The 16871-nt window shown below is 40.2% G+C and carries 14 protein-coding genes; 7 read left to right on the top strand and 7 right to left on the bottom strand.

Going from position 1 to position 16871, the window contains the following annotated elements:
* Nucleotides 1-193: 193 nt before the first annotated feature.
* Both ABD985_RS12765 and ABD985_RS12760 read right to left on the bottom strand, forming a co-directional pair.
* On the bottom strand, nt 194-1333 hold the full coding sequence (locus ABD985_RS12765; protein WP_345372304.1) for a hypothetical protein: 1140 nt from the start codon (nt 1331-1333) through the stop codon (nt 194-196).
* 303 nt (nt 1334-1636) lie between these two features.
* Entirely contained in the window at nt 1637-2284 is a 648-nt protein-coding gene (locus ABD985_RS12760; RefSeq protein WP_345372302.1) for an HAD-IA family hydrolase, read from the bottom strand.
* A 155-nt stretch (nt 2285-2439) separates the two neighbouring features.
* Between ABD985_RS12760 and ABD985_RS12755 the strand changes: the two genes are divergently transcribed.
* From ABD985_RS12755 to ABD985_RS12740, 4 genes are all read left to right on the top strand, one after another.
* Nucleotides 2440-3507, top strand: coding sequence for an iron chelate uptake ABC transporter family permease subunit (locus ABD985_RS12755; protein ID WP_345372301.1), 1068 nt, complete (start codon nt 2440-2442; stop codon nt 3505-3507).
* Nucleotides 3507-4550 carry an ABC transporter ATP-binding protein gene (locus tag ABD985_RS12750; protein ID WP_345372300.1) on the top strand — a complete coding sequence of 348 codons (1044 nt, stop codon included), beginning with the start codon at nt 3507-3509 and terminating at the stop codon, nt 4548-4550. The genes ABD985_RS12755 and ABD985_RS12750 overlap by 1 nt, the downstream gene beginning before the upstream one ends.
* Before the next feature lie 283 nt (nt 4551-4833).
* Complete coding sequence (locus ABD985_RS12745; RefSeq protein ID WP_345372299.1) at nt 4834-7500, top strand: SpoIIE family protein phosphatase; 2667 nt, start codon at nt 4834-4836, stop codon at nt 7498-7500.
* 142 nt (nt 7501-7642) lie between these two features.
* Entirely contained in the window at nt 7643-8206 is a 564-nt protein-coding gene (locus ABD985_RS12740; protein WP_345372297.1) for an AraC family transcriptional regulator, read from the top strand.
* A 152-nt stretch (nt 8207-8358) separates the two neighbouring features.
* On the opposite strand, the gene ABD985_RS12735 is transcribed toward ABD985_RS12740, so the two are convergent.
* Entirely contained in the window at nt 8359-9900 is a 1542-nt protein-coding gene (locus ABD985_RS12735) for a hydroxymethylglutaryl-CoA reductase (RefSeq protein WP_345372296.1), read from the bottom strand.
* Nucleotides 9901-9987: 87 nt separating this feature from the next.
* Here ABD985_RS12735 and aroQ point away from each other — a divergent pair, with 87 nt between their 5' ends.
* Nucleotides 9988-10410 carry a type II 3-dehydroquinate dehydratase gene (gene aroQ / locus ABD985_RS12730; RefSeq protein WP_345372294.1) on the top strand — a complete coding sequence of 141 codons (423 nt, stop codon included), beginning with the start codon at nt 9988-9990 and terminating at the stop codon, nt 10408-10410.
* Nucleotides 10411-10754: 344 nt separating this feature from the next.
* Nucleotides 10755-11708, top strand: a complete 954-nt coding sequence (locus tag ABD985_RS12725; RefSeq protein WP_345372293.1) for an L-threonylcarbamoyladenylate synthase — start codon at nt 10755-10757, stop codon at nt 11706-11708.
* Nucleotides 11709-12012: 304 nt separating this feature from the next.
* Here the strand turns inward: ABD985_RS12725 and ABD985_RS12720 are convergent, their stop codons facing one another.
* The 4 genes from ABD985_RS12720 to ABD985_RS12705 all read right to left on the bottom strand — a co-directional run bounded on the left by ABD985_RS12720 (nt 12013) and on the right by ABD985_RS12705 (nt 15422).
* Nucleotides 12013-12585, bottom strand: coding sequence for an NUDIX domain-containing protein (locus ABD985_RS12720; RefSeq protein ID WP_345372291.1), 573 nt, complete (start codon nt 12583-12585; stop codon nt 12013-12015).
* A gap of 280 nt (nt 12586-12865) precedes the next feature.
* Nucleotides 12866-13891 (bottom strand): pseudouridine synthase, encoded by a 1026-nt coding sequence (locus ABD985_RS12715; RefSeq protein WP_345372290.1) that lies wholly within the window; start codon nt 13889-13891, stop codon nt 12866-12868.
* 214 nt (nt 13892-14105) lie between these two features.
* Complete coding sequence (locus ABD985_RS12710; protein WP_345372289.1) at nt 14106-14471, bottom strand: Hpt domain-containing protein; 366 nt, start codon at nt 14469-14471, stop codon at nt 14106-14108.
* A 117-nt stretch (nt 14472-14588) separates the two neighbouring features.
* Nucleotides 14589-15422: a queuosine precursor transporter gene (locus ABD985_RS12705; protein ID WP_345372287.1), complete on the bottom strand. Its 834-nt coding sequence runs from the start codon at nt 15420-15422 to the stop codon at nt 14589-14591.
* Nucleotides 15423-15552: 130 nt separating this feature from the next.
* On the opposite strand from ABD985_RS12705, the gene ABD985_RS12700 reads away from it, so the two are divergent.
* On the top strand, nt 15553-16617 hold the full coding sequence (locus ABD985_RS12700) for an aminotransferase class V-fold PLP-dependent enzyme (RefSeq protein ID WP_345372286.1): 1065 nt from the start codon (nt 15553-15555) through the stop codon (nt 16615-16617).
* The last annotated feature ends 254 nt before the right edge of the window (nt 16618-16871 follow it).

Raw genomic sequence — 16871 nt, 5'->3', positions numbered from 1 at the left:
AGCACTAATGAAGCCTAAAAATAAAAAGTAGTAGATCATGTTTGTTAATGCTTGTTTACAAGATTGCAATATGATGATATTTTACATTCAAAAAAAATAATGAATGAAAGTTCTATTGTATAATTCAGTGAATTAGTAGATTGTTATGAGGTTTAAGGATGAGACAAGCTCTAAACATTAGCATAAATCAGATTTAGTTTTTCTGAATAAGCTTTAGAAGAATAAAGGCCACAATACCAAGGCAAATGATACCAATAGCCGTACTGATAATAATGGTCCATATGGCTTTCTGTATAATTCCATCTAATCGATCAAAAGCAAGATCAATATTATCAGAAACAACCTTGTTGCTTTCTTTTAAGATAATTTCTCTTTCCTTTGATAGTTCTGAAAAGATAGCCATCCTTTCTTGTTGTAATGCTTGTAGTAATATAGCTCTCTCCTCTTTGAGGTCTTGTGTTATATAGAGTCGTTGTTGATTAATGAGTCCGGGAATCTGCTCTGTAACTGTGGTGAGGCGGTTGAGGTAACTATCCAAGCGGTCTACCCGGTATAGGAGTTCTTGTGGTAAAGAATCACCTAAGGCTTGTTCCAAGGCATTTTCCATAAGGAGGGCAGCTTCCCACCGAGCTTGTCGGGGAAGTAAGCCGATATATACATTCAACCGTTCTGTCAGTATTTCCAGATTATCCGTTGCACCCTGTGCCATCGCTGCTAACCCCATTTTTTCACTATCATGGTATTCTGCTAGAAAAGGTGTAATTGACATACGATTAAAATAAAGACTATGAATAGGATAATCGTTTGCGAAGTCCTTGATCAACCCTGCTGCTTGTGTAGGGTCTCTATTTTCGGATAGCATCTCATAGACTCTTACAGACTTAACGATCAAAGAATCTGTTTGGGACATGACAAGCCCCTGATGGTACCCAAAGAGGTCTTTTCCTTCTTCTGATAAGAAGAAATTTCGCATTTGTACACACAAGATACTGATGTCAAACAGACCAATGAGAGGATCATTGACCAGAACAGCCCTTTGGGCCGCCGGAATGGCATAGAGCTTCCAGGTGAGGGCATTTCGTTTTACCTCCATACTTTCACTGGAGCGAATAATTTCATCAGCAGTTTCCTCTACCGTTCCCGCGAAATACATCAGGAAAGCATGCATCTTTTGACGCAAGTCGAAGGCGGTAATCTCTACAGCTTGATCGGCAGATTTCATCAGTGCTGATTGTTGCTTATCGAGCTTTTTGGCCTTTTTTGCTTTTTCACTCTCGAAAATACAAGAGGAAGTCAGGATGAGAACAAGTAAAGGGATAATAAACTTTTGCATCACAGTAAGCTATTGAGATAAAGGTTCCTGCGATTAAAAGTTATTAATGATAAAGATAGTTCCTTGAGGAGGGAGAAACGTTATGGTTTATCGTTGAAAAAAGTTTTCGGGCGCCATGCAATGGTTATTACTTATCGTTTAAAAAAAATGTTGAAAAAAGTTTATTGGTTATAGCTTATCGTTAAAATAACTTTCTTAACCGATAACCGATAACCGATAACCGATAACCGATAACCGATAACCGATAACCGATAACCGATAACCGATAACCGATAACCGATAACCGATAACCGATAACCGATATCAATGAATCACCAATGGAATCTCCTTAGGGTTTTGCGCAATGTAGAAAGGAGATAGCTCTTCAATTCTTTTTTTGGAGCTAAAGCCCCATAACACAGAGATCATGCGGATATCACATTTGTGGGCAGCTTCAATGTCGCGACATTCATCGCCTACATAAAATGTCTGGGAAGTATATTCCTGATGTTTTTTCAGCACTTTTTTTAATACTTTGTGTTTCCCAAAGATATTAGAAGATGAATAGATAAAAGTAAAGAAAGTATGTAGCCCGTGTTGCTCAAGGTAGGTTCTGACATTCTCCTCTGTATTCGAGGTAACGATACCCAGTTGATGTCCTTCCTTGGTCAGTTGAATGACACAATCTTTGATGCCGGGAATAATATTCACTTTATGGAGTTCCTGTGTAAATTCTTTCTTTACAGCTCTGATAAAGAAGGGGAGTTTAAACCTTGAGATACCCAGTTGATGTATAACTTCTTTTCCTGGGAGGTTTCTTAAGGTATTGACTTTTTCCTTGCTGACAGGAGCTAGGTTAAAGCGGGGGGCTAATTTATTGGAGATACTGATAATTTGTTCAAAAGAGTCAGCAATAGTACCGTCAAAGTCAAAAATGACCAAGGACTTTTTAGGGGTAGAGGGACGAATCATTGTTAGTACGGTGTTTAATCAAAAGAATATAACTAGTGGATTGACTGCTAAGTAAACTTATAACGAAATAGGAATAATAATGCTTCTATCGTGACGCTTTTAAGGTAGAATGATCTTTTTTACGTTCCTTTGTAACGATCATTTTTTTAAGTCATATGCTAATAATAAAGGAATATTCAAAAAAACAGTATTTAAACAAAGGAACCAGGTGGTTTATTCTCATTTTCTTCATCATCGTTGCTTTTTTTGTTGACCTTTCGGTAGGTAGTGTTCACATTCCGTTTATGGAAGTGTTAAATACGTTATTTGGTACCCCTGCTAACTCGGTTAATGAGCAGATTATTTGGTATATCCGCTTGCCCAAAGCGATTACCGCTATATTGGCAGGTGCAGCTATGTCTGTGAGTGGCTTGCAAATGCAAACACTTTTCAGGAATCCTTTGGCGGGGCCTTCCGTATTGGGAATTACTTCCGGGGCTAGCTTGGGGGTAGGGGCAGTGATGCTCCTCTCAGGAGGAAGTGTTGGACTAGCGGCAATTCAGAAAGTAGGGATTTCTGGTGCCTGGTTAGTGATTGGGGCTTCTATAGCGGGAAGTGGGGCTATTATGCTATTGTTATTGATGATAGCCTCCCGTTTAAGAGACAATATTGTTTTGTTGGTTGTAGGGATGATGTTGGGAAACCTTACGATTGCTTTGGTAAGTGTATGGCAGTACTTGAGCGAGCCAGAGCGTATACAAGATTATTTGATGTGGACTTTTGGAAGCATAGGAGGAGTGACGAGTGAACAATTGCCTTTTCTGGCAGGTAGTATTGCCTTGGGATTGTTATTGGCTTTATGGATGGCCAATAGTATGAATGTCATGTTGCTGGGAGAGCGTTATGCAGGAAGTATGGGCGTGAAGGTGAAACAATTACGTGCCGGGATGATCCTTTCCAGCAGTTTGTTAGCGGGGGCTGTAACAGGTTTTTGTGGTCCCATTGGGTTTGTAGGTATTGCGGTGCCTCACTTAAGTAGGGAATGGACTAGTGAAGGGAACCACAAAGTATTACTTCCTTCTGTGATCCTAATAGGGGCTACAGTATTATTGTGTTGTGATATTCTGGCACAATGGGCTGGTGATGGAATGGCCCTTCCTATCAATGTAGTAACTGCTTTAATTGGTTCACCAGTAGTGGTTTGGGTGATCGTTAGAGGAAATAAAATTAAAAGGGCATTTTGATGGAAAGTAAACCATTACTTAAGACAGAAACTTCTATTAAAACGGGGTATCCTTCTCAAGAGGTAGGGACTTTTTTGCCTTTTGAAATTCCCCAAGGGGCATTTATTTGTATGATAGGTCCCAATGGGGCTGGAAAATCAACTTTATTGCGCTCGATCACAGGAGTGCAGCCTTTATTGGAAGGGAAGATTCTTTTAAACCAAGCACCCTTGCACACTTATACTCCCAAAAAACTGGCACAATCCATTAGTATGGTTTTGACAGATGCCGTTGCGGTAGGGAATATGAAAGCTTTGGAAGTACTGGCAATGGGCCGATACCCTTATACGAGCTGGTGGGGGACATTGAAAGAAAAAGATCATCAGGTCATTGATAAAGTGGTGGAACAATTGCATTTATCCGACTTGATTCATAAACCATTTTATGCACTTAGTGATGGGCAGAGACAGAAAGTGATGCTAGGTAGAGCGTTGGTGCAGGATACCCCATTGATTATTTTGGATGAGCCTACTGCGCACCTTGATATGCTTAATCGAATAGAATTGGTGAGATTATTGCGTAAGGTAGTGAAGGAGTATAATAAAACGGTCTTACTGACTACCCATGAATTGGAGTTGGCTTTGCAGTCGGCAGATTATTTATGGCTGGTGGCAGGTGGAGAGCAAAATCATTTCGGTCAGGTAGAGGAACTAGTAGGGAGTGGGTTATTAGAACGGTATTTTACTTCTGAAGGAGTTTGCTTTGATCGCTTGAATGGGACGTTTCATTTTGTGTCAGGGGCAGAGCGTAGAAAGCTATTTTTTGCATTGACAGAAAAGGAATGTACTCCGGCTGTGAAATTGAAATATACATGGATTGGTCGCATGTTGTCCAGAGAAGGATTTCAGCTTGTCAATTCAGCTGAAAAAGCGGAAGTACAAATATTATTTAATATCTTTGGTGAAATGGAAGTGTCAACGACATTGCTTTCTGAAGGAAGTAAACGAGTGTCTTCTTCTGGTGAACTATTGCAACTGCTTTCCACAATTGATAAAATGAGTTGATTCTGATTTTAATATGACGTGAAAGGAATGATGGTTATAGATAATAACTTTTAGGCGGTAACGTTATGAATGCGTTATTATGTATCACGTGTTATGATTGTTTTGGAAGTATTTGTGAACTCCTTGCTTGTATTATTCAGAGAAGACGTAATGCAAACAAACACAAAATAAAACTTGCCAATAAAAAGACTATTTATGCTATAGTCTTGGAAAGTGATCTCGAGTACCTTACTGAACCATATATTTTTCTGAAAACTAATCGCTGAATATAGCCTGTCTGTTTATGAGACTAAAATTACTGTTTTTTCTACTGTCTACATTATTTACGATTTATTCCTTTGGCCAAGGAGGTAAGGCGATCCAAGGAGTGGTAACAGATGACCATGGAAGAAAATTACCAGATGTACAGGTAAAGATTAATGACTTTGATCCTGTGATGACCACAAAAGATGGAACATTTTACATCCCTAATATATTGGGGGAAACATCTATCAATACGGTGGTGGTTAGCAAAGAACGTTATTCTTTGGGTGATTGGGCTATGATGGATGATGCTCAGGTGAAGATCATGATGGTCAAAATGGATTTTCAGTTGAGGGGAAAAGTTGTAGATCATATAGGAAATCCACTCACAGATGTAGAGGTTAAATTAAAAGGAGAGCAGTTTCCTCAAAAAGTACGAACAGATGCTAGAGGAGAGTTTGTTCTTCATCTTCCCCCTTATGCAGAGATTACCAAGGAGAGTAATTTCCTGATTGATGGGATGATTACTCCCAAGGAAGGAATTCATATAGGAGAAAATGGCAATTCCGTTATTTTGACCAAGCCCCAATTGCTGGTGGCTAAAACGGAAGAGAAAGTGAGCCCTGAAATACAGCAGAAAGTTGTCGAAAAAAGAAAAGAGGTTGAACTGCAAACTGAACCAGATATTAGTCCTGTACTGGTTGTGGTAGTGTATGAGGAGGATATTTCTACAGCTTCCAATGTCAGTGTATTTATTGATGGTAAGGAATATAAAACGAATCAACATGGGGAATTTGAAATCTTAGCAGATTCCATTAATAATAGTGAGGTGAGTATCCCGTCTCATAGCATTGAAAACCGTCGTTATGATTTCGAGGATAACTACTTGTTCTTGTATATCAAGGATGAAAATAAGGAGAAGAAGCCAGAGGAAGTGCATTTAGAATATAAAGAGAACTTTCATTTGGTGTTTAATGCATTGGAGGCCGAAAAGCAGCTCTTGCAGGAGAATGGGCAGTACTTGAGAAAGGAAATCATGAAGATCAGTGAGCGTCTGGAACGTGATGCACCTTCTAATATGCGTAAAAAAGAATTAGAGGCCTATTTACAACGTTTGCAAGAATCCCTGATTGATAATGACTTGGCCTTTGAAAATGCCCAATATAAAACGAATAAGATGCTCAATAGGATGCGCAGTCAAATCATGGAAAAAGATGAGGAGATTGAGCAAAAAGAAATAGAAACGCAAGAGGTCAAGAGAAGCCTGTATATTTCAGTAGCAGTTATTGTGGTCTTTTTGATTATGGTATTGGTACTGGTGATTCTTTCTAGAAAATTTAAGAAACAAAGAGATGAACTAGACTCCTTGTCCAAAAGCTTGAATCAGGCTAGAAAGGAAGTCGTAAAAGTTCATGAAGAAACCTTGGCTGTAACAGATATAGGACAGCGATTTACGGCCTTGCTGGATTTTGAACAACATATAGATGAGTTACAGGAAGGTGTTAACCTATTGTTGGATGCCTCAGTGTTCGGTATAGGTATTTACCATGAGCAAGAGCAGGTCATTGAGTTCTACGATCAAGGTTATACTCAAAAGGAGGGCTCTTCCAAGGTGGTACGATTAGACGATCAATCAAGTTTGGCTGGGTGGAGTTTTCGTAATGAAGTAGAGTTGATCATTAATGACTTGAAAGAGGAGTATCATTTATATATTCCTGAGGGTAGTATTGATTTCTCTGAGCCTCAGCCTCGTTCCATGATCTTTATGCCATTGATCATTGGTGCACAACCTGTAGGACTTATCAAGATGCAGTCTATGGAGAAGAATGCTTATAAGCAGGTGAGTATTTCCAACCTCAAATCTTTGGCTTCTTATGCAGCAATTGCAGTGGCTAACCATAAGGTATATAAGGAGCTGAAACAAAAGAATAGACATATCACTGATGGTATACGTTATGCACAGACCATTCAGTTTTCTATTCTTCCTCCTTTTGAGTTGATTCAGAAGGGATTCCAAGATGCATTTTTATTGTATCAACCAAAAGACTTAGTATCCGGTGATTTTTATTGGTACAATGAGGTGAAAACGGATAAAGGTAAAAATATTAAGTATTTAGCAGTAGTAGACTGTACAGGACATGGCGTTCCCGGAGCCTTTATGTCTATGATTGGTAACACATTGCTGAATGAAATTATCAACTTCAATGGGGTGACGGATACTGTAGAGATTATGAACCTATTGAATGAGGGAGTGCAAACAACCTTGAGACAGGAAAGAAGAATCAATGATGATGGGATGGATGTGGGATTGTGTGCTATAGAAGAGACGGCTTCTGGAATGATAAAGGTGTCTTATACAGGTGCTAAGAGGCCATTGTATTATTACTCCAACTCTGAGAAGTCTTTCGATATTTTGTATGGAGATGTAAAGTCGATTGGAAGTATCCATAGGGTGAAGAAGCAGTTCACAACCCATAATCTTTACCTTCAAAAAGGAGATATGTTATTCCTGACAACGGACGGTTATGCGGATCAGAATAATCCTTTCAAGGAGAAAATTGGTTCGGTGAAATTGAGAGAGATCCTGGAGAAAAATATCGGGAAGTCAGGGGAAGAGCAAAAGCAAGCATTAGAGAAAGCCCTGAAGTCACATATGGCTGGTGTAGAGCAACGTGATGATATTACGATATTGGGCGTGAGAATCTAGTATAGGCGCCCCTTGTGGTCGTTCGAAAAAGGGTGAAGGAGAAAGGATGAAGGAGAAAGGATGAAGGAGAAACATGAGTTATCCCATATTAACATTTAAGGGGTAACTCATGTTTTTCTATTTAAAATATAGCACTCTATTAATGGAAATAATATATATAAAGAATATGGTTTGCCCTCGTTGCATACGGTCGGTAGAGAACCTGTTGGAGCAAGAGGGTATTGTTTATCAGTCGGTGGCTTTAGGAGAGGTTACGGTGGAGAATCCTTTGCCCGATGAGCAACGGGCTGCTTTGGCTAAGGCATTGGAACAGGAAGGGTTTGAGTTACTGGAAGATAAAAAAAGCCAGCTGATTGGAAAGATCAAAACACTGTTGATCGAACAAATTCATCATCAAGAAGATAATTTATCAGTAAACTACTCTACCTTTTTGGAGGGAAAGCTCGCTCAGGATTATACCGCATTGAGTCGCCTTTTCTCTTCGGTTGAAGGGTATACTATCGAACGGTTTATTGTAAAGCAGAAAATAGAGAAGGTAAAGGAGTTGCTGTTCTATGATGAGTTGACGCTTTCTGAGATTGCGTTTCAGCTCGGGTATAGTAGTACAGCACATTTGTCTGCTCAGTTTAAGAAAGAAACAGGAATGACCGCTTCGGCATTTAAAAAGCTTCGTCGTCCGGGACATGGCTCCTTGGATGAGCTGTAGGGGCTACCCCAATACTGTCAAGTTAAACGAAATATTCCTAGAAACTGGTCGTAGCGTCCACGCTACGACCTGCAGCGGGTTTGCACTATGCTTTCTACATACACTGTTTCCTTAACTTGACAGCATTGGATGTGGTCGCCCAGGTATTGATTTTATCTGTTCCTACCGTACTTTTCATGAGCGGCCACAAAGTCCGAAGAAGAAATAGCCGAAGCCAAGGAGATTTCTCCAGCCAAAACAACCGCCGCCATAATCTCGGCTAGCTTTTGAGCCTTTCCTTTTCCATGACAATCCATCAATTCCAAAGATTCTTTTTGAGTACTCAGTCCTGTTCCTCCTCCATAAGTAGCAATAATCAAGGATGGAAGCGTAATGGACATGTATAGGTCATTTTCTGGGGTAAGCTCTGTGTGTAGTATGCCTGCAGAGGCCTCTGCAACATTGGCTACATCCTGACCCGTAGCGATAAACATCGCTGTAATACCATTGGCAGCGTGTAATCCATTATTATTGACTCCTGATAGGAATGAGCCTATTTGTGCTGCTTTACTGTGTCTTTCTAGTGAAACCGTATCAACACGCATCACCTCTTTTAGTACTTCTCTTTTGAAGACAATCTCTGCCGTTACCCGTTTTCCTCTGGTTTTTAGGATATTGATCTGTGAAGCTTTCTTGTCTGTGGCAAAATTGGACTCCAGAAAGAAACGCTCAATAGGGTGCGAGTAATTATCAAGTATCCAAGTACACGCTGCATCTACTGCTCTACTGACCATATTTTGCCCTGCGGCATCTCCAGTCGACATATTGAATCGAAGGTAAGTATACTTGCTGGCAAGGTAGGTGTCAATATATTGTAGTTTAGCTACGGAGGATGTTGCCTCCGCTGCTTGAGCGATAGAAGGAGTATTTTCTTTAATCCATTCAGAGAATTTACGGGCTTCTAAGGCATTCTCAAAACCAAAGACAGGGGCACGTTGCATGATATCTTCCTGTACTGTGGTTCTTACCCCTCCGCAAAGATTACATACTTTGATTCCTCTGTTATAAGAAGCTACCAATGTCCCCTCTGTTGTAGCCATAGGAACCAGGAACTCTCCCTGCGCATGCTCTCCATTCACTTGGATAGGTCCTGCAAGACCCATTGGGATTTGAGCTACCCCTATAAAGTTTTCAATATTTCCTGGTAATAGTTGAGTATCTACAGAGTAATGATTGATATGTTTTAGCTCTTTTTTAGTGAAGTTCGTTAGGTATTGCTGTCTACTTTTGATGATTTCTTTAGAGTAGTCATCGTGGTCATCTCTAGGGATCCCAGCCTCCTCTTCGGTTAGAATAGTGTCCTCTACGCTAAGTTTCAGTTTACCAAAAGGTTTTACCTTAAACTCTAGTTCTATGTGATGTTTTTCACCAGCTTTTAGTGGAGGTACATCGGATACGAAGAAGTTTATCACTTTTCTAAGAGGAAAAGGAAGCTCTTCTTGTATGTTCAGTTCATGAGTGGTGAGTTGTTGATCTCCCAGGTTTAACATTAACTGATCAAAGCTTATTTTATGCTTGTTGACTTTTACAGAGTTGATTTCCAATAGACTCGCGTCTTTTAACCTGTTTTTGATGGAGAAAACAATGCCCTCAGCAGTGTTTCTTAGACTTCCACGAGTGTAGAGTTGTTTGAGTAGGATAGAGGGTATTAACATGGTAAGGTAGTTTGTTCTAATTATAAGATGATGGATTATTTTTTTATTAAATTACATAAAATGTAGATAAACTAAGCAAAATACAATATGAAAATTTTGGTATTAAATGGCCCGAATCTAAATCTTTTAGGAAAACGAGAACCAGAGATTTATGGAAGCCAGACTTTTGAAGAATATTTTGAGGAGTTACAGCAGCAATTTCCTGAGCACGAGCTTCGCTATGCACAATCCAATATAGAAGGAGAGCTAGTGAACCTGATTCATGAAGTAGGTTTTGACTACGAAGGGATAGTCTTTAATGCAGGAGCTTATACGCATACGTCTATTGCTTTGGCTGATGCCATTGCTGCAGTACCTACGGCAGTAGTTGAAGTACACATTTCTAATGTACATGCCCGAGAGGCTTTCCGTCATCACAGTTATTTGAGTCCTGTATGTCAAGGAGTAATGGCTGGATTTGGATTATATGGTTACAAGATGGCCATAGACTATATCACAACGCTATATTAGAGTTTATCACGGTTAATTATCTGTAAGAAGGAAAAAGCACTGAACTCTTAGAGCAGATATTTTTTTCTGTCAACAAACTTAGCAATCGGTTCACTAGTGCTCTGATGATTAGGTTTGTCTATAACCTCTTACAGCAGAGTCTTTCGTGATTAGTGATTGGTGACTAGTATGGACGTTTAGTAAAACGAACTACCAATCACCAATCACGTATTTAATAATCACAGCACTATTACCATAACTCAACATGCGAAGCTGCCTCAACGATTCAACATTATTCTTTTAGATCATTCCAATATTTCCTCAAACCATTGTACTTTTGCGGAACGTTAGTAAAATGTAGAGTTATGATTGGAAAAGATATCGAGATTGCACAAAAATATTTGCAGGAGGGAGCATTGGTAGGGATTCCTACAGAAACCGTTTATGGACTGGCAGGGAATGCCTTAAATCCTGAGGCAGTGGCCGCTATATTCAAGACGAAGCAACGCCCGTCTTTTGATCCTCTGATTGTACATTGTGACTCGATTGAGAAAGTGAAGGCTTATACCTCTGAGTTTCCAGAGATGGCAGAGCAATTGGCAAAAACATTTTGGCCAGGGTCTCTCACTATGATTTTACCAAGAAGTGAACAAATTCATGATCTGGTGACCAGTGGATTGGATACTGTAGCGGTTCGTATTCCTCGTCATGCCTTTACTCTGGAGTTATTGTCTAAATTGGATTTTCCAGTAGCAGCTCCAAGTGCTAACCCTTTTGGCTTTGTGAGTCCTACGACTGCAGCTCACGTAGAGCAGCACCTTGGTCATCTGATTCCTTACGTATTGGATGGGGGAGCCTGTGAGGTGGGGGTAGAGTCTACTATTGTAGGTTTTCCTGATGGAGTTCCTACGGTATACCGAAAAGGAGGTATCAGCGTAGAAGATATTGAAGCCGTGATCGGCAATGTCGTGGTAAGAGAGCATTCCAGCTCACAACCTACCGCACCGGGGATGCTTAAAAAGCATTACTCCCCTGGTATAGAAATGCATATTGTAGAAGATATCCAAGAAGCCCTTGTTTCTTTTGAAGGACAAAAGATAGCTACGGTTACCTTGGATAAATCTGTTGAAGATCTTCCAGAAGAACAACAGTTTTTGCTTTCTCCTTCAGGAGATTTGTCAGAAGCAGCTCGCAATTTGTTTCAAACCCTAAGAACATTGCATGAGGTACAACCTGATGTGATCTTGGTAGAACTGGTACCGGAAAAAGGATTAGGACTGGCAATCAATGACCGGCTGAGAAGAGCCGCGGCAAAATAAAATGTTCATGATGTTTAGTTGAGCTTCGCTCGTTCATGATGTTTAGTGGTTTGTAACTCTATAGTGTTTAAGGTTAATCCTGTCGTTGCTTACGGGATGATTACAGGCTTATCGCTTATCGTTTAATTAAATTTGAATAAATAACAGTCATATTACTAACGAGCTCAATTCAACGGTTCAACAGAGCGATTTGGTAGTGTGACGGATAAATATTTAAGCTTAATTAAACAATAAGCGATAAGCGATAAACTGATATCGAACGACAGTTTCAATCTTGATTAGTATAATTTCAAACAACTAAACACTATGAACAAGATAATAGGGCGTGCTGAATGCCAATAATGGTCTTAGCATCTTCAATTTCCCCATTTTTCAACATGTTTTTCAGCTCTTCCAAGGTATAATAAAGCACTTCTATATCCTCTCCTTCTTCTATTTTACCTCCTCCGTCAGAGACTTTATGAGCCTCACTCACTTCTACATAATAAAGGTGCATACGTTCAGATAGTCCCCCTGGCGAGCCATAGAATGTATAAAGCTTTTCCATTTCGGTGATCTCAAACCCAGCTTCTTCCTCTATCTCCATTCGCATAATATGTTCCGGGTCTTCTCCCTCCGGAATAGAACCTGCTACCAGCTCCAATAACCAACCGGGCCCTTTTTCATAGGTGGCGTGACGAAACTGCTTGGTCATGAGGTAAGCTTGCTTTTCTGTATGATAGATCAGTGCGGTACAGGAATCTCCTCTTTCTACGGTTAGCCGGTCGAGTGTTTCACTCATGCTACCATCTTTCTTCTCGTGACGTAAGAGGTATTGGTCGACTTTCAGGAAGAGGTCCAGTACTCTCGTTTTACGGATAATTTCAACCTTTTTCATGCTACTAATATAAGGAAGAGATTTGATAAGGGGTGGGATTATTAAGCTTGAATAAGTAACCGACAGTTGAGGCGGCTTACGCCGCTAGTTGAGTGGCACTGCGTGCCGTTGAGTGGAGCTTCGCTCCGTTGAGATATTGCAGTGCTGCTCTTTCTCAACAGCCCGAAGGGCTCCTCAACGACACGTAGTGTCACTCAACCAGCGGCGCAAGCCGCCTCAACAAAGCGGGTGGATTTTGCAAAACAAAAAAGGCCAACCATTCACGGCTAGCCTTCTTATATTATCTCTTCTTCTTTTTCTTTGAAGATCTACTTCCTTTATCCAGGTACTTCAGGTTGATTAACTCTTGCTCGTCCAAGTATCTCCACTTACCTCTCGGAAGGTCTTTTTTAGTAAGTCCACCGAGTACGGTACGGTCTAGTTTAACCACGGTATAATTGAAGTGTTCGAAGATTCTACGAACAATACGGTTACGACCAGAGTGTAGCTCTATACCAATTTGTCTTCTATCCTCAGCATTTACCGATAGACCATCCAGGTCTACAGGTCCGTCTTCCAACTCGAACTCTCGCATACGGATCGTATACTCATCTTCTTCTGAAAGAGGCTTGTTTAGTTCTACGTAATAGACCTTTTGCGTCTCGTTAGATGGGTGGGCCATTTTCTTGGCAAACTCTCCATCATTGGTAAATAATAGTAGTCCTGTAGTGGCACGGTCTAGACGTCCCACTGGATAGATACGTTCTTCACAGGCATTTTTTACCAGGTTCATCACAGTCTTACGCTCTTTAGGATCTTTGGTGGTTGTGATAAATCCGGCAGGCTTGTTTAATAATACGTAAAAGAGTTTCTCACGCTTAAGTACGCGACCTTTGTAACGAACGAGGTCTTTTCCTTTTACTTTATAGCCGAGTTCCTTAACTACTTCGTTGTTTACTGTGATTTCCCCTTGTTCAATCAGCTTGTCTGCTTCTCTTCTGGAGCACACCCCAGAGTTGGAGATATATTTATTGAGACGAATACCATCTCTTTTTTTGTCGAGTTGGTCAGCGGTTTGCTGTTCTTTCTCAATTTGTCTGATTTTAGCAAAGTTATAAGATGGCGCTTCAGCGTGTTCTTGACTACCATGGGCTTTTGGTTTTGCCTTTGGAGCAGAGCGTTGCGTGTTTTTCTTGCTGAAACCTCCCCCTCTGGAAGGACTACTTTCCTCTTGAGTACCTTTTTTCTTCATGAATTGCTCAAAAGGTTTTGCACCGCTTTTACGGCTTTTCCCTGAGGAAGGTCTTTGCTGTTTTTTATCTGCCATAATTGTATGAATTAAAATAATGCTGCCCTCACGTTCTTTTATTAAGAACTCGGCAGTATGATAGAATGATTCCCCATTCTTAAAATTTTGGGCTGCAAAGATACAGTAATTTTTTAGAATAAAAGAAAGTTGTTGGAGATTTAATCTCTTCAGTTCTTTATAGGGTAATTCTATTGTTAATCAGGGTGTTCTGCCTACAGATAAAAGAGGGGGGCTATTTTAGTAATAGCTCCTGTATTTTAAGCATGACTTGCTCAAGGGCAAAATGGGAGAGCTCTTCTACCATCTGATGTTTTAGGTAGAGATCAGTGTTATATACAGCGGTTTTTTCGAGTTCACTCAGTAAACCTTGTAGGTCTTCAAAGTGTAGATAAGCAGTACTGGACTTGTACTTATGAGCAATGGAAGCAAAATCTTCGATCGCTTGGCTATCCAAAGCCTGCTTGAGTTTTTGAGGGTACTGGTCTAGCCCTGTACTGATCACTTGTAGCAAGCTAAGCATAAAGTCAGTATTGCCTGCAGTGATTTCGTACAACCCCGTAAAATCTAGTTGATATAGGTCTTTCTTTTGATAGCTCATGGCCGCGTTGGTTAGGTTTGTTGGCAAATTGTTTGGAGTATTAGAAAAAATATCTTTGATGCCACTACCCATTGTGATGGATAGTTGCACCTGCAAAGATGGTTCACAAATTAAGGATTATTTTCCAAATAACTTTGAATCAGCAGCATCTTCTGCTAGTTGTCTCGCAAATTCTTTGCCGAGATAGAGGTCTATCAGGTAGTGAGCAAGGTAAATCAGTGGGGTACTGATGATTGCGATGATAAATTTGTAAATGTAGTTGATGATACCAACAGCAATTACTTGCTTAAAGCTCCAGGGGCCATCAAAGGCATGAAATGCAATATACAAGACAACAAAGCTGTCAATCAATTGGGAAATCAGGGTAGAACCAGTCGCTCTCAGCCATATTTTTTTGCTTTGGGTAAATCGACGAAGCCACTGAAAAGTGATTACATCCGTAAATTGCCCGATGAGGAATGCAAAAAGGGAACCGATAATGATACGTTGACTTTGTAGAAAGGTTTTATTGAAAGCCTCATTGATATTGAATGGGTTTCCAGCATTATCGGTATTGTTGATGTCTAGCCAAAATTGAGCTGGAGGCAAGTCCGTTACAGCTCCCAGTACAATAAATACATAGGCAATAAGGGCTGCTGTTAAGAAGGAGATTTGTCGGACCCCTTTTTTACCAAAGTACTCATTGATCACATCTGTAGTGATGAATACAATAGGCCATATTACGACACCCGCAGTAAGGTTGAAGTCAAGGGTAAATTCTCCTAGTAATGCAATCTGTGCAGGAGCAGTTCCGAGTAGCGCTTCCAAAGAGAAGATTTTGGGGCCTACCATCTCAGCAATCAAGGCATTGGTAAGGAATATACTTCCCAAAACCAAGTACAAGGTATTTTTCTTTTTTAGTTGCTTTTCAGTTGTCGTAGCCAAGGAATTACCAGATAAAGTGCGATTCATGAGGGAAAGAATGTTGTTAGTTTATAGAGTAAGAGATAAGCAAACCGAAAATGTTTTGCTAAAATAAATATCCAAAATCACTGTGAAAAGTTTAGCTTTTTTACAGTTTTTTGAGAAAAAATAAGGAACCATGATGACTTTTTATCCAGGGCCTTCTAAGGTATACCCTGAAATTAAGCAGTTTATGGCCGATGCGATGGATGAAGGAATATTATCTCAGAATCATCGAAGTCAGCCTTTTATCAACCTTTGCAAAGAGACCGTGGCCTTGGTAAAGGACCGCTTGGATATTCCCTCGAACTATCATGTCTATTTTACTTCTTCAGCCACAGAATGTTGGGAGATCTTGTCCCAGTCTTTTGCTGAGCTAAATAGTCTACACCTATATAATGGAGCTTTTGGTGAGAAGTGGATGGAATATCGCCGACGTTTGTATACGAATACATATGGAGTGGAATTTGGATTGCAGAGACAGTTGGGAATGACTCAGCTACAGAAACAAGTCCCCTCAGATACTGATATATTGTGTTTGACCAGCAATGAGACTTCTAATGCGACCAAGGTTAGTGAAAATACACTCAAAGCAGTAAGGGAACGTTACCGCAATTCCTTGATTTTTGTAGACGCGACGTCTTCGATGGGAGGGGTAAATCACGATTGGCTCTCTGCGGATGTATGGTATGCCTCTGTACAAAAGTGTTTGGGATTACCTTCTGGACTGGCAGTGATGGTTTGTTCTCCCTTTGCCGTAGAGCAGGCGCAACGGTTAAATCATCGGGAGCATTACAATAGTTTTTTGCATATCCATGAACAAATGCTGAACTATCAAACTACGCACACTCCCAATATTCTCGACATTTATCTGCTGAAAAGAGTGATGGAGCAGCGAGCGCCTATTCGCAAAGTTGCCAATCACCTTAAAGAACGTATGATGTGGGTCAATGAGGAGTTGGTCAAGTATGGATATCAATTATTGATTGAATCACGTCGCCAACGTTCATTGACTGTTGCGGCAATTACAGCAGCTCCTGAAAAGATTGATAAGCTAAAGAAAGAAGCAGTAGCTGCGGGGATCACCTTGGGGAATGGATATGGGAAATGGAAGCCACATACCTTGAGAATGGCTAACTTTCCGGCTATTGAGGATACAGAAGTAGAACAGTTACTAAACTTCTTGAAGCAAGCGATAAAATAAAATGCCTGAAGCAGTGCTTAAGAATAGCTTTATAATGAGTTAGTTATATTCTGCAGGGGAGTGGGCTATATTTATTTTCAACTGTATTGTATAGCTTATTCTTTGAATTTTTATAGTAAGATGCTAACTTTACAAAATGTAAATAGAGTGCGAACGCTTTCTTATTGAAGATTTGATAAATATCATTGAGTGTTTGATTTTGGTAAGTTACATTTGTACTCTACGAAGTGAAAGCTTGAAAAGTTTCAAGAAAT

Origin of the sequence: Algivirga pacifica (assembly GCF_039543525.1) — a bacterium.
Lineage (GTDB): Bacteria > Bacteroidota > Bacteroidia > Cytophagales > Flammeovirgaceae > Algivirga > Algivirga pacifica.
Note: the sequence above shows the minus strand (reverse complement) of the source record. Positions and strands in the feature narration are given on the sequence as shown.